The sequence below is a fragment of the Streptococcus rupicaprae genome, assembly GCF_040545225.1.
GTDB classification, from domain to species: Bacteria; Bacillota; Bacilli; order Lactobacillales; family Streptococcaceae; genus Streptococcus; species Streptococcus rupicaprae.
Map to the genome: position 1 here is coordinate 104,495 of NZ_JBEPLO010000003.1, position 17,366 is coordinate 121,860.

Here is a 17,366-nt window from a genome sequence, read left to right on the forward strand (position 1 = left end):
TAATGTATGACGAAGTTACCGGCTCTTTCTTATGAGTTAGACGGTTAAGACTAGATCCGATAATAATTCAGCACATCGCAGCTCAGCTCTTGACGTCAAATCCCCCACAGCTTTCTAGCTGTAAAGGAGGTTAGTCTCACGCACGCTCGGGACTGCTTCCAAATCTATTAAAAGAAACGCATGCTATAGGTATAGGCCTTGGTTTCTCCTGGCAAGGCGAGTTGCAGGTCTCTTTTTTCCTCAAAAATATCGGATTCTTCTATCAGAGTAGCCAGACCGTTCCATGGCTCTAAGGCCACAAAGGGTGCGTTTGTACCACTGGACCAAATCAGTAAATTCTTAAAATCGGGGTAGGTCAATTCAAGGCCATGAGAGCCTTTGGGACTTGTCAAGGTCACCGCTTTACTGGTGATCTGGTCAAAGATCAGGGCCCCGTCCTTAAAGAGTTCCTGCTTGAGCGGTAGGTGTCGACCATCAAAGTCCAGCTGAACCCGATTTTCCGACGATAAGAGGCCGCCCTCACAATTGGACAAGACCTGCGTCGCAATTTCCTGATCAAACCGTACGTCGTAATCTGAGAAATCCAGATGCTCCTCAATCGGACAGTTAAAGGCTGGATGGCCTCCGATGAAAAAGGGAAGCACTTCTGCAGCAGGATTGGTGACAGCATAGGTAACCCTTACGTAATCGTCTACCAGACGGTATTGAATCTCCAAAGCAAACTCAAATGGAAACATCGAAAGCGTCTCTGAGTTAGATTGCAAACGAAATAGGAGCCTGTCTGCCTCTTGCTCTACCAAGTCAAAGCGACTGTTCCTAGCAAACCCATGCCGCCCCAAAACGATAGCCTTCTGACTCCTGGTGACTGCTCTGCCATGGCGTAAGCCCCCACAAATGGGAAAACAAATCGGAGCTTGGCCTGCCCAATGAGCTGGATCGCCCTGCCAAAGGTATTCCAGGCCAGTAACTGACTGGATAGAGGTCAGCATGGCCCCTTGGTCAGTTACCAAAAGTCTTAAGTGGTCATTTTTCAACTGATACATGGCTGTCTCCTTCTCCTATAAATCATCCGCAAGCTTGTTGAGCTTGCGCAGACGGTGATTCACTCCGCTTTTGGTGATCGGGACCGTCAAACTATCGGCTAATTCCTGAATCGAATAGTCCGGGTGTTCCATCCTCAGGATCGCTACCTCTCGAAGGTCCGCTGGCAAATTATCCAGTCCCAACTGACCGTCCAACTTGATAATGTTATTGATGGTTCGGACACTGGCTGTGACAGTCCTCGCGATATTAGCGGTTTCTACGTTATTGGCGCGGTTCAAATCATTGCGGGTTTCCCGTAGAATCTTGACCTCTTCAAAGCTATCTCTTGCCGCCATGGCACCAATCACGATGAAAAAATCCATGATGTCCTCAGCTCGCTGAAGGTAGGTGACCGATCCTTTTTTACGCTCAATGACCTTGGCATCTAAAAGGAAACCTTGCATCAACTGCGCCAAATCCTGAGCGTGGTCGGTATAGATTGAGCTAATTTCTAGCTGGTAGCGCCCTTTTTCGGGATCTTTCACAGATCCACTCGCTAAAAAAGCTCCTCGTAAATAGGCACGACTGGCTTCCTCTTGCCCTAAAATCCTCTGGTCAATTCCTGTCTCCAAGCCAAAAAAACTATCCGCCAGGTGTAGTTCATTGAGGACCGTCTGGACACCTTCTTCTAAAAACACCTGGTAAACTCGGTTTTTCCTAAGATTGGTCTTTTGGTGATAGCGAATCTCAGCCTTGATGGCGTAATGTTTGAGAATCAGTTCATAAACGTGGCGGGCAACCTTGGCATTTTCAGTTGTGATAGACAGGGTCAGACCGTCTTGGCCCAGCCCCAGACTGCCTGACAGTTTGATAATGGCTGCTAATTCAAAGGCTTCGTGAGTAGAGAGGCTGATCAATTCTTCCTTGACTTTTACCGTAAAACTCACCGCTTCACCCTGATGATGTTCATCAATTCTTCTACCACTAGGTCCCCATCATGAAAAGCTCCGCCATTTTCCAACCTTAAGAAATTAGAGGATATAATCCGCTTGGCTTGACTCTGCAAGCCCTTAAAATCATGCACCACCTGAACCAAATATTCATCAAATGCATGAACCGCCATATAGTCTTGTGGAACTTCCTTGATATTGACCAAGACAGTGTCCACAAAAGGACGCTCAAAATGACGGTTGAGGACCTTGACGTGATCCGCATCCGTAAAGTGTTCCGTCTCACCGCGCTGGGTCATAATATTGCAGACATAGACCACTTCTGCTGTCGTCTCCAATAAGGCCTGCTGGATTTCTGGAATCACTAAGTTGGGCAAAATAGAGGTGAACAAGGAGCCGGGCCCCAAGACAACCATGTCCGCTTCCATGATGGCAGAAACCACCTTGCGGCTCGCCTTGGGCTTTTGATCATTATAGGAATTAGTGACATAAACATAATCAATCAAGCCAGCATGCTTGGCCAGTTGGCTCTCTCCTACCACTTCGGTCCCATCTTGAAAGACAGCATGCAGGGTCAAGGCCTGCTCGCTCGATGGGTAGATTTTACCTGTCACGTGGAAAAATTGCGCCAGGAGCTGCATGGCATTGTAGGTTGATCCCTTCATCTCTGAAATGCCGGCAATAATGATATTGCCAAGAGGATGGCCAGCCCAAGGGCCATCGTCTTCGTGAAAACGGTACTGGAAAATCTGCTCGTAGGTCTTAGGCATATCAGACATGGCAACTAAGACATTTCGGAGGTCACCTGGAGGCGTCAAACGCAAGGTCTCTCGTAACTGGCCAGAAGAACCACCGTCATCAGCTACCGTCACAATAGCAGTAATGTCAGCATTTTGCTTGCGGAGGCTGTTTAGAATAACTGGGATGCCAGTCCCTCCTCCAATCACAACAATACGTGGTTTTCTCATGACCGATTGACCGTCTCTTTCCTCAGATCTTTGTCCCTATGACTGGCATTGACCGGCCAATCTTGGGCTAATTCTTCTGATAGCCGCTTAGCAAAAGCAACCGAACGGTGTTGACCACCTGTACAGCCGATAGCGATGGTCAAAACAGACTTTCCTTCCTTTTGATAGCCTGGTAAAATTGGAACCAAGAGATCTAGTAGGCTCTGGTAAAAGGCTTCCGAGGCATCATGGCCCATGACATAGTCATAAACTGGCTGATCCAAGCCCGTCTGTGGCCTCAACTCTGGAAGGTAGTGCGGGTTGGGTAAAAAACGCACGTCAAACACCAGGTCCGCATCCAGCGGTAGACCGTATTTGAAGCCAAAACTGACCACCTCGATCCGGAAGGTCGACTGCTCCTGCCCATCTGAAAAACTATCAATGATGGCCTGGCGCAATTTTCGTGGCGTTAATTCTGTCGTATCAATCACATGCTGGCTACTGCTCTTAAGCGGTGCTAAAAGCTCCCGTTCCTTGGCAATCCCTTCGAGCACTCGCCCATCTGCAGCCATAGGGTGGCTTCTACGGGTCTCCTTGTAGCGGGCAACCAACTCCCCATCCGTCGCATCGAGAAAGAGAATCTTCAAATCAACACTCAAATCACTGTCTAACTGATCCAGGATAGAGCCACCTGCCGCAAAAAAGGACCGACTGCGCATATCAACCACAACTGCGACACGATCATTGTCCTTATTGCTCTGCAAGAGTTCAATGAATTTTGGCAACAAGGCTGGTGGCATATTATCAATGGTAAAGTAGCCCATGTCTTCAAAGGACTGGATTGCAACGGTTTTGCCGGCTCCGCTCATTCCCGTAATCACAACCAACTGCAAGGGTTTATCCGTCATATTTCCTCCTATCTGGCAATAAATGCCTTCTCTCGCAACCAGCCCTCGATTACCGCTAAGGTCTGGTGCTTGAATCTTCCTGATTCATACATGTGATCAGCTCCAGTGATGGATACCAAACATGAGCCAGGGTAGTTCTTGGCTGTTTTTCTGGCAATAGCAGAGACTGTCATCTTGTCCTCACTCCCTGTGATGACGAGAACTGGTCCTGTGATCTTACTAAAGTCTACCCGACCAGCTCTGCTTTTATCGGCAAAGGGAAAGGCCATCTGGGCGTACACCTTACCTGATTCTGGCACTAAACCGTTAAAGATTTCTTCCTTCAGTGATTGATCTTGAGCATTTAAACAATACTTAAAAAATTCTTCCTTGTAAGGTGGCATAGGTTTTTTCCAAAAACCCCAGCGCAAAAAGTGCTTTAGAAAACACCGAATCATGGTTGGATATAGGGCAAAAATATCTGCTGTTGGGGCTGGTCCCATTAAGATCATGCCTTCTACGGGCGTCCGCTCCGCAACAATTTGTGCCAATAAACAGCCTAAAGAATGCCCCAAAAGCAAGGGCGGTTCTGGCAAACTCTCCACTAAGGCTACCAAATCATCTGCATAATCCGTTAAGGTCACCGCACCAACCTTGGCTTCAACCTCAGCATAAGGCAGGTCATGGTATCGTAAACTTGGCGTATGAACCACCAAGCCCATTTTCTCTAGCTGGCTAGCAAAGTCTCCCCAGACCTTGCCATCGCACCAGGTCCCATGAATCAAAATAATTTCCTTGGTCATCCTATTCCCTCAACCTCCCTTCGATCCTCACTTAACCAACTTCTGCAATCACTTCGATCTCAACCTTAACGTCTCTTGGCAAGCGAGCCACTTCAACCGCAGAACGTGCAGGAAAACTCTCTTTAAAAGCCGTGGCATAGACTGCGTTAAAGGCTGCAAAATCGTTCATATCCTTAAGGAAACAAGTCGTCTTTACCACACGGCTAAAGTCAGTCCCTGCAGCCTCCAATATGGCTGCAATATTTTTTAAAACCTGCTCTGTCTGAGCCTCAATGGTATCACCAACAACCTCTCCCGTTTCAGGTGAAAGTGGCACTTGACCGCTAGCAAATAAAAGGTTGCCTACCACTTTCCCTTGAACGTAAGGTCCGATAGCCGCTGGTGCTTTGTCTGTATGAATAATCGTCATGTTTGAACTCCTTTTGTTTTCTAATATTATAGCATATTCCAGGCTTTTCGTTTTAGGATAGCCCATTTTTTGATAAAATAGAAAAAAAGTACCTCAGGAGGCTCTTATGCTCTACTCTGTCACTGCCCTTAACCACCAAGGCATCAATGGGACCGCCCAGCTGTCAAATGGCAAACCTGTTCCCACCAGCCATCCGCTTAATGATCAGCCTGGTTTCAATCCTGAAGAATTACTTGCCCTCGCCTGGTCGACCTGTCTCAATGCAACTATCGAAGCCCTCTTGGAGGCTAGAGGCCTCTCAACCAAATCAGCTGTCTCTGTTACTGTGGATCTTGTCAAAGAACCTGAACAGGCGGGCTATTATTTTCAAGTATTGGGGCAGGCCAGTATTCAAGGCCTCTCATTAGATGAAGCACAAGCCATTGTCCAAGAAGCAGATCAGCGTTGCCCTGTTTCCAAATTACTCGCTCAGGCCAAGACTGTTACTCTAGAAACCGTTTCTTGGACTGATCCCATTGATTTAGGAGAATAGCATGCCACCGATTAGCCTCAGCGATCGCTTTTCAGCGCCTATTGCGGAGTTATTTGATCAAATGATCCCTGCCTTTCAAAAAGGTTATGCCGATTACGTCTATCAAACAGACAATCCCGATGTCCAGAAAAGGCGGATTAAAAACCTGGAGAAAAACTTTCAAAAGTTATTGAACAAACCTTCCTACTATGCCTATCCTCTAAGCCCAGAAGAAGCAAGAGAGCTACTGAAGCGCTGGCAAATAACTGAACCGCTCCCAAAAGTTCATGCGGAGGTCAGCTTCCACCTACAAATCCTGCGTAATGGCGCTCTTTTAGGACTTTGCCAAGTAGACATCCAGGGGAAAGACTTGTTGTTGCACCCTCACCTGACTCCTGAATGGATGGATCAGGAAATTAGGCAAGTCTTTTACCAAACCCTCGAAGATTATCTTAGAAATCAATATCCAGGACAGACGCTTCGCCTAATCCTCCCATCTGCTGATTCGGTTGACTTAGATTTCTTTCAAAGCATGGGGTACGAATCAGACCATCGCACCACTTCTGATGCTGTCCATCTCATCAAATCTATTTGATTATAGAATAGCAAAACACACCTCCTATTCCAACCTACCTTTTGGTTTAGAGGTGTGTTTTCCTTCTTTCTATTGATTCTCTGTCACAAAGGAATAAATCTCATCAATCATTTCTGTCTCGTCAAATACAAAGAAATAATTGACATCACCCAGCAATTCCGAGAAGGCACCTTTTAAATCCTTCTGATCAATCAGGTACTGACCATACTTAGCCTTGATAGCCTCATCGCTGTAGCGGTAACTGGTCTGATGGCGTCGCGACACCACAAAGGAATACTGGGAGAAGTCTCGCTCAGGCAAGGTCTCGCCAGCTATCATGGTAGCATAATCGTGGAAGAGGTTAATCCGATGACCATGGTTATATACATCAACGGTGTAACCACCTGCAGCGCGGTTGTTGTACTCGATTGCCACATAGGAACCATCTTCGTAGCGGAAAAACTCGATATGGAAGAAGCGCTCCTTCATACCAAAGGCCTTGACCGCTGCCCGACCGTAATCTCTTAGGACAGGATCAATCTCTTTCTCAGCATAGTAGCCCATATCCAGCTGATGTTGAACCATGTCAAAGGGGGTGTTGTTATAGGTCAAGCTAGTCTCGTAAATGATGTTACCGTCGCGATCAACTAGGCCGTCATAAGTGCAGACAACCGCCTTGTCCACGAAAGCTTCCAGAAAATACGGTGTCTCCCCATCCCAGGCTTCCTTGAAGGCCTCGACAGAAGCTTCATCCGTCAACTTAAAGACACCCGAAGCTCCGACACCACTATCTGGCTTGGCAATCAAGGGGAGGCCTATTTTTTTGACGATTTTATCAACATCCTTCAGCTCTTCTGCCACCTTGCCAGGCACAACAGGGATTCCTGCCTTTTTGAAGTACTTCTTCATCTTAGACTTGAACTTGGTCTTTTTCAAATGCTTGTAGCGCATGCCAAACACATTGAACTGCTCCCGCAAGGCTGCATCGTGCTCTAGCCAATGTTCATTTTGAGACTCGATCCGATCAAAGGGGCCATGCTTGTAAAAGAGGAAGGCCGCTGCTCTCTTAACTTCATCTAGATTTTCTAGATCTTCCACTCGGAAATACTCTGTTAGAGCTGCTTGCAGGCCGTGGCCAAGCTGTTCGTATGGCTCCTGACCAATGGCTAAAACCGTGATGCCTTTCTTGGCTAATTCAATAGAAAATTGTTGAAAATTTTCAGGATAATAAGGCGAAAGGACTAAATAATTCATAAAAACCTCCTAAAATCCTAGTGCTGTCAGAAAATAAGGCATTTGCACGCGCCACCATTCCCAGTCGTGGGCAACATCTGTCCCCCACTCATCAAACCAAGCAGGAAGCTGCTTCTGGGCAAAGGCCTCCTTCAACTGATAGTAAGACGGCAAGCCATCCTGCTCCCAGGCACCAAGCCCTGTACAGACAACAATATCCGCTCGGCGGTAGCGGTCAATAAACCAGCCGTCGTTTTGCTGCCAAATATAGTCCGCCGGAGAATTGTAATAGACTGCCAAATCATCTCCAAAATCACCCCCGAAGAAACGAGCGTCATAGACACCAGACAGAGCAATGACCTTGCTGAAAACATCTGGGTGCTGGAGGAAGAAATTCAGCGCATGGTAAGCTCCCATCGAACAGCCAGTTGTCATCATGGCATCGAACCAACCGGTCTTATGCTTGATGAAAGGGATAGCTTCTGAGATCACATAGCGATCATAGGCCTGATGGGCCAAGGCTCTGTCGTGAATCGGCTTGTCATCTGCCAACCAGCTTTCACAATCGATGGAACTCAGGGTGAAAAATTGGATCTTACCAGCCTCAATAAAAGTCTGACAAGCCTCAATCATGCCAAAATCAGCATACTCATTATGGCTGCCACCAGATGACGGAAAAACGACAACTGGCATCCCTGCATGGCCATATCGGTTTAAAACCATTTCCCGTCCCAACTGACCGGACCAGTGACTTAACGCTTCAAAATGCATAGGAAATCCTCATTCATTCTTATAGTAATATAGGTCTACTGTTATTTTACCATAAAATTCTGAAAATTACAACAAAACCTCCTTGTAACTGTTTTCTTTGATTGAGCATTACTTTAAAGTGGTCCCTTACACGCAGGAGGGCGAAAGAAAACACCCACTACTGCGTCACAACTCTTCCACTTCAGCAAACAGTCCCTGTCCTATAATAGCCTGTCTCCTAAAAGCAAGATGTCAAGCTATCTGGCAATTAAAACAACCTCCCACATCACTAGATTAGCATGAACTACCTTGGTCTTATGCGACGCGAGCTACTTATTATTTAATGTAATGAGCCGTTCACTTCGACTCATGGTTAGACTTGCTCTAATTGACTCTGACAAGACTAAAGCAACAGTTGGCCAGTTCCCCTCTTGCTCTGCAATGCTCCTCATTTTCTTAATTCTTACAGCTTAACCAGATCAGCAAGCGCTGTTTTGATCAAAAAAGCGTCGCGCATTTTCATTTGCGCACGCTCTTTTTTATTCCCATTCCTCGCTTAAGAAGCGCAGGCACTCTGGCAGATAACTGGCCCAGACATGCTCGTGGTGGATAGCACCGACAATGACATTCAGTTTGATATGCTCTAGGGGCAAGCCTGCCTCTAGGAGCTGACGGTAGTATAGCAGGGATTCATCGATATAGAGTTGCTTGATATTGCCCTGAGTCAAGGTCGCATCCGTATCATCGCCCTCATCGGTCCCAACCTGAATGTAAACCCTCTGGTCAGGATCCAGGCTATGACGCTTGATAAATCGATCAAACTCCGCTCGATTGAGCCAGTTAGCGGATGAAAAGACACCCAGGCTACCGATTTGCTCCTGGTAAACAACCCCCATGAACTGGGTAATATTGCCTCCAAGGGAAGACCCTACCATGGCAGTGTGTTTCCGGTCTGCCTTGGTCCGATACTGCTTATCGATAAAGGGCTTGACTACTTCCATGACAAACTCTGCATATTCAAGTCCCTTACCCCCCATATCCTGGTCCTCTGGTGAAATCACATTGGAAAAGCGCCAGGGGGCATATTCGTTCAGGCGAGAGATATGATTATCAATGCCGACAACAATCATCCGTGGAATATCTGGATTGCGCTTGAGAGTCGGAATGACCTTCCAAGAATAGCCCGTAAAAGCTTCCTTGCTGTAAAAAACATTTTGACCGTCATGCATGTAAACCACCGGATAACGACGTTCCGTGTCCTCATGATAATCTTTGGGTAGAAGGACACGGATACGGCGCTTCTCCCCCAAATAAGGGACGTCTAGATAGTGGGTCTCCATGTCGAGGTAAAAGTAATGCTTGTTCATCCAGAGCCTCCCTGTTTTTTTCTTTCAAGCTATGTGTCTGATTAGCCATCTTAAGCGACATCTCTATTGTGAGGTGCGCTTTCCTAGATTATACACTAAATACAAGCACTTGGAAACTAAAAATTTTTAGCCGTATCCAAAAAGAAACAATTCATGCTCAACGAAAATCAATCTAGCCTAGGAAAGGAAGCTGATGATAACACTGGTGTTCATCAAAGCGAGTTGGCAAGGGCTATCCTAGATTTTTTAAGAGTATCAACTCACTCAGCCTTTTTCTAAAGCCTATTCAACAGCCTATTTTGCTGGTTCTAGTAGACGGACACCTTCTTCCAAGATTTCCATCACTGTCAAGGTGTGCTCCTTCTGAACCAAGGGCTCACGTCGTCCAGTCAAACTTTCGTAGAGGGCCTCGTAAAACAGGCTATAGTCCCCAACCTCAGATACCCAGGTTTCCTCCTGGTATTGACCGTCTGAACGATAGGTTAGGATGCCATAATCGCTCGGTCTGTCTAAGCCAAAATCAGCTTGATCCGGCATATAGAAACGCTTGAGGTCCTCTTCTTGCCTGTCCTTGCCTTCCTTGATAAAGCAACCATTTTCACCATAAAGCACAAAACTCGGACGCGGCTTCACTCGAAAATAACTGGATTTGATAGAAACTTTCAGATTCCCATAATAGAGATCCAGATCAAAATAATCGTTCATCCGCCCCTCGCCTAAAAGCTGACGAAGGTCGTAATGCACACGGTCTGGCTTACCAAAATAAGAAACGACTTGATCAATGGTGTGGCAGCCATGATTGTAGAGGAAACTGGTCTCTACAGAAAATCCTTCAACAGCGTGAGGAACCTCTGGCCTGTCATAGTCAAAATGCATTTCAATCTCATGCAAGTTGCCCAGTCTACCAGACTCGATAACCTTGAGGCTTGTCAAAAAATCTGAATCAAACCGTCTGTTCTGATACCCCTGCAACTGGACACCTTTTTGGGCCGCCAAGGCAAAGAGTTCTTCCGCCTGGGCAACAGTTTTCGCAAAAGGTTTCTCCAATAAGACATGCTTGCCAGCTTCCAAAGCCTTCTTCGCATAACTGTAGTGGTGTTCCATTGGGGTAGTAACAACCACCAAGTCAATCTCAGGGTCCTCTAAAAGCTCGCTCAAGTCAGTCGTATAGGCAACTCCTGCTATCGGTGCCCAATCCTGCTTCAGGCTTCTGTTATAGATTGTCTTAACCCTAAATTTCCCTGCCTTTAATAGAAAAGGCAAATGATAGCGATTGGTGCTCTTGCCGTTGCCAATAAATCCTGCTGTAATCATCAGTTCCTCCTTTGCTCTTCCTAGAGCTTGTTCTCATTGCCTTTTGAGTTAGTGTAGGCAAAAATCTTGGAAGGTCCTAAGCCCCACCAAGATCAATCCATTCAGTTCAGATAGCCGCTGGTCTTTATCTGAAAGCCATAGTCATATTTTACCATTCCAGCCCTGACAATTCAATGATATCACGGTCCTCATTTGTCCAAAAAAGCTTTCGTCAGCAAGCGCAGACGGCTAATAAAGGCCCTAAAAACCTTACCTGCCATGCCCTCGTCAGGGTTCTCCCACCATAGTATCTCGCTCTAGTCTCTTGAAAAACGTCTACTTCTGCTAGTGTTTCTTTAGGTTAATGGTTGTGATGGTAGATAGCAGAGCTGTAAAAGTGAGATTTGACTGGATTTCGATGAGCAGGATGGCCGACTGACAAACCATAGACCGGGTAAACATGCTCTGGTAATTGAAGCAAGTCTGCGATCGTTTCAATCCGATCACGAATTCCCCCAATATAACATGATCCCAGCCCCATAGACTCCACTGCAATGACCCTGTTTTGAGAAACCAGTGTGGCATCAATAGCGCAACCATCACCGCATCCAGCCAAGCTGGTTGAACTATCCCCCTCTTGCTGGGCAAAATCTGCATGGCGCTTAACGTCACTACAGAAGATGAAAAAGTGTCCCACCTCTAACATAATAGTTTGAAACTGCCCCTGCTCTGCTAATTTTCCCAATCATTTCCCAACATCAATACTGATCATCGAATAGGCCTGCCTATGGAAGTCGTAGGTGCTGCTTGAGCAGCCTGGACCAAAAGGTCAACTTCTTCTCTCCTAAGCTTTTGATCTGTGAAATCTCTGACAGAGGTGCGACTAAGCAGAAGATCTATCGTTTGATTCATCTGTCACTCCTTTTGCCTTACCCAAGATCTGCACCATTAGAAGCGGTGACTTTTTTATACCAGTCGTAAGAATCTTTCTTGCTCCGCTCCAGCGTACCATTTCCTTCATTGTCGCGGTCAACGTAGATGAAACCATAACGCTTCTTCATCTCGCCAGTCGTAAAGGACACACAGTCGATACAGCCCCAAGGCGTATAGCCCCATAGCTCTACACCATCTTCATTGATGGCTTTTTCCATTTCCTGGATATGGCTGCGCAGGTAGTCAATGCGGTACTGGTCATGGACAGATCCGTCTTCTTCCTTGACATCGATAGCCCCAAAGCCGTTTTCTACGATAAAGAGTGGCTTTTCATAGCGCTCATAAAAGGCGCTAAGGGAATAGCGAAGTCCCACAGGATCAATCGCCCAGCCCCAGTCCGAAGCCTTGATGAAGGGGTTGACGACACTGTATGGATTAGAGGCTTCAATAGCATCTGATACATCGCTCTGTTCTTTTTGCGAATCAACAACATTGCTCATATAGTAGCTAAAGCCAATATAGTCGACAGTGCCTTCTGCCAAAACCACCTTATCCTCCTCAGTGATTGGAATCTTGAAGCCCTTGCGCTCAAACATCTTGAGGCTATAGGCTGGATAGTGACCACGGACCTGCACATCACAGAAGAACCAGCGATCGTGCATGGCTTGGTTGGCCAGAAGGATATCCTCTGGACGGCAAGAGTAAGGATAGATAGGCACCATGGCAATCATGTTTCCAATCTTGAAGTCTGGGTTGATAGCCTTACCAATCTTAACCGCACGAGCGGATGCTACAAGGGTATGGTGACCACAGATGTACATGGCTTCTTCTGGATTTGGGTAGTCACCAAAGTGGGCACCAGAGTTGGTCCAACCAAAGATGTCATTGTGGTAGTTCATCTGGTTGTTGATTTCATTGAAGGTCATCCAGTATTTGACCTTGTCCTTGTAGCGCTTGAAGACCACTTCTGCGAACTTGACGAACTGATCCACCGTGTCACGGCTCATGAAACCACCATTCTTCTTGGCCAATTCGTAGGGCATTTCAAAGTGAGACAAGGTGATAACAGGCTCAATGCCGTATTTCAAAAGTTCATCAAAGACATCATCGTAGAACTGCAGACCTTCTTCATCTGGCTGATCTTCAAATCCTGTTGGAAAAATCCGTGACCAGGCAATCGAGGTACGGAAACATTTGAAGCCAAGGTCCGCAAACATGGCAATGTCTTCCTTGTAACGGTGGTAGAAATCGATGCCGACATGGTTGGGGTAATAGTTTCCTTCTACAACACCATCCGTAATGACACGAGGAACCCCATGGGCACCTGCTGTCATGACATCTGCGACAGACAAGCCTTTTGAACTCTCGAGGACACCGCCCTCAAACTGGTGGGCAGCTAGGGCACCGCCCCATAAAAAATTCTTTGGAAAAACCATGATAAAACTCCTTTAAGTAAATTTGACATCTTGACTATATCATATATCAAACAAAAGAAAAGCCCCTTGTACAAGATTGGACAAGGGTCTCAATCATTTCTATCAATAAAGAGGATTTTCTGGAACTCTGTTCTACTTATTCTAAAACAAGCATAACAGGAGCCCAGCAAGCAAACCGCCTAGGAGTGCTGCTGAGATATTGGGAAGACTTTTAAGAACACTGCCTCCCCCTAGCTGGTCAAAGACAGAGACACCCACCGCTGTCGCGACTCCCATATCAATAAAAATGGGACCACTCTGGTAAATCAGAGGTCTGGCCGAGCCATGGTTGACTAGCCAAAGGGTTCCAATAATCAAAACAATGCCTAAGATACCTCCCACAGCCTGCCACCGCTGAACCAGTCGACGCCACCAGCTTAAAATCGCAAAAGGTAACAAAAAGCCCCCTAAAATCGTTTGAAAGACTGCCATAACTGTCATTTTCTCTTCCTCCCTAAGCCACTCTCCAGCAACCAAGCCATCAGACCTGCCAGGACAGCTCCAAAAATAAGAAGCACAAGCGTTGGCCCACTCTGGGGGAGTATGTTTAAGCCCTTCTTGAAGATTTCACGTGTAAGGACTGCCGAGGCAATGGCAAGTCCCATATCGATACTGGCCCCCTTCCCATACCTTGGAATTAAACCTCGATAATGAATCAGATACCAGACCGGCCCAATCACAGTCGCACCAGCAACATATCCTGTAAAATAACCAAATTGGCTAGCAAACAACTGCCATATCAAGGGTACTAAAAAACCAGCCAAACCATAAGCAAACAAAGCACGGATAAATCTCATCTTAACTCCTTTCCAGATTAACCCCTATCCTAGCATAGAAGCAATCAAAAGAAAACCAGCCCTCCTAATTTTGGAACATGGTTCCAGAGAGAGCTAGCCTTTGGTGATATTTGATAGAACGCAGATCCAAGTCCCTTGCCAATGCTTTAACTAAAGAGGCGCTTCTCCTGACCACTAGGAAGTTTCAAAAATGTCAAAAGCCCTAAAACTAAGAGGCTCAGGCCTGCTAAAACAAGACACATGAGACTGTAAGACCCATGGTCCAGTAGCTGGCCGACCAGATGTTGGGTAAGGATCGATCCCAGACTTCTAGCCACTTGGACAAGCGAAAGGGCTGTAATCAAGAAGCGCTGGTCAACGAGAGAAGCGACGATTTTCATGTTGGTCATGATGAAGAGCATACCACTCGTGTGCTTGGCCAACAAAGTCATCCCTATCTTTGCAGTCAAGCCAAAATCCAACCCGTAAACAATAAATTGCACAATAACCAAGATAAGGACAATTGTAAATAATTTACGACTGGTCATCTGGTCCATGAATTTGTAAGACAGTAGAGTCAGGGGAGACTCACAGAGAACAGACAGGGCAACAACCGTTGTGGCTAGATTGACTGATAAGCCAGAGTCTTCCAGCATGGCAGGAATATAAGTATGTCCAGCCATCATGACCCCTGAAACAATCATGGCTAAAACCAGGTAAAACAGGTAGGTCTTGTTTCGGAACAGAGCCAGTCTGGCCGGTTCAGATACTTCCACTTCAGCGGTTTGAGCGAGATGAGCATCTTCTGAAACCTCTGTTCCCCAGATGCCGACCAAGGCCAGAAACATGCTGACCATAAAAGCCGCAAAAATCGCCCGAGGGGCAACATAATCATAAATGAGTCCAGCCGCTTGATTCCCCAGGGCAAAACCAAGAGTTCCCCAAATTCGGATCTTCCCATAACTAAAAGGGCTGGTCGTCGCAATTTTTTCCATGACAGGAACACTGCCATTAACTAAAAGCAAAATCCAACTGTAGGCTAAAGCAATGGTTGTCAACTGCTGATTGGTCAAGAGGACAAGCCCGCCTGGTAAGCTGGACCAAAGCAGGAGGCCAGTTACTTTCTTAACACCAAAACGATCGTTTAACCAACCGATCAAGGGCTGGCTAAGCATCGAAGCGACAAAGGAAAAGGAAACCACCATGGAGACCTGACTGGCTTTATAACCTAGATCCAAAAGATAGACAGAAATCAGAGCAGAAAACAGGGCCCAAGCCAAATAATAAAAGAAGTACATCATCAGATAGGCCAAATAGCTATCCTTAAAAATTTTCATACATCACCATCTCTTTGAATTTATTCCTTAGTTATGATACCATGATTAGAGATAGTTGCCTATGCCAATAAACGATTTGGGAACAAGGTTCTCAAAAATAAGTTAAACGATTTGAACCATTGAATGACAGAAAAATAGGAGTTCCTTATGCTAATCACAGAGAAATTGGAAACCTGTCCCTTCTCCCCCAGCGAGAAAGTGATTGTTGACTTTATCCTCAAAAACGGTCACCAATTGCAACATCTCACTACCACGCAAATTGCGGAAAGGACATTTTCCTCAAAGTCCACCCTGGTCCGAGTTGCTCAAAAGCTCCATTTTTCAGGCTGGAAAGCATTTAAAGAAGCCTATTTGGCTGAGCTTAATTATTTGGACAAGACCTTAACCTACACAGATGCCAACTATCCTTTTACCAAGTATGATAGCTTCCCCCGTATTGCCAATAAATTAGCCAAACTCAAGCAGGAAGTCATCACAGAAACCCTGGATCTGCTAGAGCCTGATTCGCTCGATCAGGCTGTTCAGCTCTTGGCCAAGGCTCAGACCATCCATATCTTTGCAGCGAGCAACAATCTGCTCTTGTCTAGAGAATTTGCACTCCAAATGTCTCGCATTCAAAAAGATGTTCGCATTCATGATTTGCATGGTGAGGTTAATTTTGGAGCCTACTTGGCCGATCCCAAAAGTTGTGCGCTGATGATTAGCTATTCTGGCGAGTCCAAGATCCTCCTGCAAACTGCTGAAATCCTCGCATCACGCCAGATTCCTCTACTGCTCTTGACCAGCCTTGGAGACAATCAAACCACTCAATTTGCCGATGTGATTCTGCGTTTATCCACTCGTGAAAAGCTTTATTCAAAAATCAGCACCTTCGCTACGGATGAATCGATCCTCTTTCTCCTGGATACCCTCTATGCCTGCCTATTCTCCCTCAATTATGATACCCACTTAAAGCTGAGAAAGGAAACTTCTCGGATTGTTGAAGCAGAGCGAGGAGCTTCGTCACAGATTCTACAAGAACAGAGGAACTAACGCTTTCATTTTTGAGTATTTTAGAGTATAATAATGAAAAGACCATTAACTTTAGATAAAGGGTAATTCATGAAAATAAATGATTTAAAAGAAAGCAAACGTGTGGAAGACCGTCGTGGTCGCGGCTATTCTCCAAGAAGGCAGGGCGGTGGCCTAGCTGGCTCTGGCCTAGGAGGAAACCTTCTTCTCCAACTTCTCTTCTCATCCGGTAAAGGCAAATGGCTTATCCTGTTATTGCTCCTTTTCGGCTTGATGGGTGGCGGAGCAGGATTTGGGGATTTCCTTGGTTTTGACACCAATGGTGGCTATTCTCAGTCCTATCAAGACCAAACGGAAGGTGCTTCATCTAAAATGACCGATGAAGAAGGCATTTTCCTCAGTAAGGTCTTCCAAAGTACCGAGGACTTCTGGACAAAAGAATTTTCAAAAGAAGGTCTGAAATATAATCCACCTGTCTTGGTTATCTTTGATGGTCAGACAAGTACAGCCTGTGGAATTGGTTCAGAAGCTTCTGGTCCCTTCTACTGCCCAGGTGATAGCAAGGTTTATATTGCCCTCTCCTTCTATCGTGATTTAACGACCAAATACAAGGCTTCAGGCGATTTTGCTATGGCCTATGTGGTCGCCCATGAAGTGGGGCACCACGTCCAAAACGAGCTCGGAACCATGTCAGACTTTAATAGAGCCCGCCAAAAACTTTCCGAAAAAGAAGCCAACGCCCTAATGGTTCGATTGGAATTGCAAGCAGACTATTACGCTGGAGCTTGGGCAAAATATGTTGACGGCCAAGGTCTCCTGGACGTTGGAGATATCGACGAGGCCATGAACGCAGCCCACGCTGTTGGCGACGATACCCTCCAGAAAGAAGCTTACGGACGCGTCATTCCTGATAGCTTTACCCACGGTACTTCCGCCCAACGCCAAAAATGGTTCCACCGTGGTTACCAATACGGCGATCTCGCTCACGGTGACACCTTCTCAGGGGATATTTAGTCAAAAGAAATCAACAGTTGGATTGACTTTATTATAAAAAAATCCTTAGAATCAGTAGTTTCTATAAACTGAT

The 17,366-nt window shown here is 46.1% G+C and carries 20 protein-coding genes; 4 read left to right on the forward strand and 16 right to left on the reverse strand.

The window, feature by feature from the left end; all coding sequences use genetic code 11:
• Positions 1 to 167: 167 nt before the first annotated feature.
• Genes ABID29_RS02210 through ABID29_RS02235 form a run of 6 tightly spaced genes read right to left on the reverse strand, consistent with a single transcriptional unit; the run spans position 168 to position 5,019 of the window.
• Positions 168 to 1,043: an aldose 1-epimerase family protein gene (locus ABID29_RS02210; protein WP_354364088.1), complete on the reverse strand. Its 876-nt coding sequence runs from the start codon at positions 1,041 to 1,043 to the stop codon at positions 168 to 170.
• Between the two features lie 15 nt (positions 1,044 to 1,058).
• Positions 1,059 to 1,970, reverse strand: coding sequence for a DNA-binding protein WhiA (whiA, locus tag ABID29_RS02215; protein WP_354364090.1), 912 nt, complete (start codon positions 1,968 to 1,970; stop codon positions 1,059 to 1,061).
• A complete protein-coding gene (locus tag ABID29_RS02220) occupies positions 1,967 to 2,941 on the reverse strand; it encodes a gluconeogenesis factor YvcK family protein (RefSeq protein ID WP_354364091.1) in 975 nt (324 codons plus the stop codon). Before ABID29_RS02220 ends, whiA begins: the two co-directional genes overlap by 4 nt.
• Entirely contained in the window at positions 2,938 to 3,828 is an 891-nt protein-coding gene (gene rapZ, locus ABID29_RS02225; RefSeq protein WP_354364092.1) for an RNase adapter RapZ, read from the reverse strand. Before rapZ ends, ABID29_RS02220 begins: the two co-directional genes overlap by 4 nt.
• Positions 3,829 to 3,836: 8 nt before the next feature.
• Positions 3,837 to 4,610, reverse strand: a complete 774-nt coding sequence (locus tag ABID29_RS02230) for an alpha/beta fold hydrolase (protein WP_354364094.1) — start codon at positions 4,608 to 4,610, stop codon at positions 3,837 to 3,839.
• Between the two features lie 31 nt (positions 4,611 to 4,641).
• A complete protein-coding gene (locus ABID29_RS02235; protein ID WP_354364095.1) occupies positions 4,642 to 5,019 on the reverse strand; it encodes a RidA family protein in 378 nt (125 codons plus the stop codon).
• 106 nt (positions 5,020 to 5,125) lie between these two features.
• Between ABID29_RS02235 and ABID29_RS02240 the strand changes: the two genes are divergently transcribed.
• Together ABID29_RS02240 and ABID29_RS02245 are read left to right on the forward strand one after the other, a co-directional pair.
• The gene (locus ABID29_RS02240) at positions 5,126 to 5,551 is read left to right on the forward strand and encodes an OsmC family protein (RefSeq protein WP_354364097.1); all 426 of its coding nucleotides are present in this window, start codon (positions 5,126 to 5,128) and stop codon (positions 5,549 to 5,551) included.
• Position 5,552: 1 nt separating this feature from the next.
• Positions 5,553 to 6,125 carry a hypothetical protein gene (locus ABID29_RS02245; RefSeq protein ID WP_354364099.1) on the forward strand — a complete coding sequence of 191 codons (573 nt, stop codon included), beginning with the start codon at positions 5,553 to 5,555 and terminating at the stop codon, positions 6,123 to 6,125.
• Positions 6,126 to 6,194: 69 nt separating this feature from the next.
• Here the strand turns inward: ABID29_RS02245 and ABID29_RS02250 are convergent, their stop codons facing one another.
• From ABID29_RS02250 to ABID29_RS02295, 10 genes are all read right to left on the reverse strand, one after another.
• Complete coding sequence (locus tag ABID29_RS02250; protein ID WP_354364100.1) at positions 6,195 to 7,358, reverse strand: ATP-grasp domain-containing protein; 1,164 nt, start codon at positions 7,356 to 7,358, stop codon at positions 6,195 to 6,197.
• Between the two features lie 9 nt (positions 7,359 to 7,367).
• On the reverse strand, positions 7,368 to 8,108 hold the full coding sequence (locus ABID29_RS02255) for an esterase family protein (protein WP_354364101.1): 741 nt from the start codon (positions 8,106 to 8,108) through the stop codon (positions 7,368 to 7,370).
• 518 nt (positions 8,109 to 8,626) lie between these two features.
• A complete protein-coding gene (locus tag ABID29_RS02260) occupies positions 8,627 to 9,454 on the reverse strand; it encodes an alpha/beta hydrolase (protein WP_354364102.1) in 828 nt (275 codons plus the stop codon).
• A gap of 294 nt (positions 9,455 to 9,748) precedes the next feature.
• Positions 9,749 to 10,768, reverse strand: a complete 1,020-nt coding sequence (locus tag ABID29_RS02265) for a Gfo/Idh/MocA family oxidoreductase (protein WP_354364103.1) — start codon at positions 10,766 to 10,768, stop codon at positions 9,749 to 9,751.
• 340 nt (positions 10,769 to 11,108) lie between these two features.
• Positions 11,109 to 11,492 carry a nitroreductase family protein gene (locus tag ABID29_RS02270; RefSeq protein WP_354364104.1) on the reverse strand — a complete coding sequence of 128 codons (384 nt, stop codon included), beginning with the start codon at positions 11,490 to 11,492 and terminating at the stop codon, positions 11,109 to 11,111.
• A gap of 23 nt (positions 11,493 to 11,515) precedes the next feature.
• Positions 11,516 to 11,659: a nitroreductase family protein gene (locus ABID29_RS02275; protein ID WP_354364106.1), complete on the reverse strand. Its 144-nt coding sequence runs from the start codon at positions 11,657 to 11,659 to the stop codon at positions 11,516 to 11,518.
• A gap of 17 nt (positions 11,660 to 11,676) precedes the next feature.
• A complete protein-coding gene (locus tag ABID29_RS02280) occupies positions 11,677 to 13,116 on the reverse strand; it encodes a 6-phospho-beta-glucosidase (protein WP_354364108.1) in 1,440 nt (479 codons plus the stop codon).
• 141 nt (positions 13,117 to 13,257) lie between these two features.
• Positions 13,258 to 13,596 (reverse strand): Lin0368 family putative glycerol transporter subunit, encoded by a 339-nt coding sequence (locus tag ABID29_RS02285; protein ID WP_354364109.1) that lies wholly within the window; start codon positions 13,594 to 13,596, stop codon positions 13,258 to 13,260.
• Positions 13,593 to 13,952, reverse strand: a complete 360-nt coding sequence (locus tag ABID29_RS02290; protein WP_354364110.1) for a Lin0368 family putative glycerol transporter subunit — start codon at positions 13,950 to 13,952, stop codon at positions 13,593 to 13,595. Before ABID29_RS02290 ends, ABID29_RS02285 begins: the two co-directional genes overlap by 4 nt.
• A gap of 146 nt (positions 13,953 to 14,098) precedes the next feature.
• Positions 14,099 to 15,268: an MFS transporter gene (locus ABID29_RS02295; protein ID WP_354364111.1), complete on the reverse strand. Its 1,170-nt coding sequence runs from the start codon at positions 15,266 to 15,268 to the stop codon at positions 14,099 to 14,101.
• A 147-nt stretch (positions 15,269 to 15,415) separates the two neighbouring features.
• On the opposite strand from ABID29_RS02295, the gene ABID29_RS02300 reads away from it, so the two are divergent.
• Complete coding sequence (locus ABID29_RS02300; RefSeq protein WP_354364112.1) at positions 15,416 to 16,300, forward strand: MurR/RpiR family transcriptional regulator; 885 nt, start codon at positions 15,416 to 15,418, stop codon at positions 16,298 to 16,300.
• 69 nt (positions 16,301 to 16,369) lie between these two features.
• The gene (gene ypfJ / locus ABID29_RS02305; protein WP_354364113.1) at positions 16,370 to 17,293 is read left to right on the forward strand and encodes a KPN_02809 family neutral zinc metallopeptidase; all 924 of its coding nucleotides are present in this window, start codon (positions 16,370 to 16,372) and stop codon (positions 17,291 to 17,293) included.
• Positions 17,294 to 17,366 lie beyond the last annotated feature (73 nt).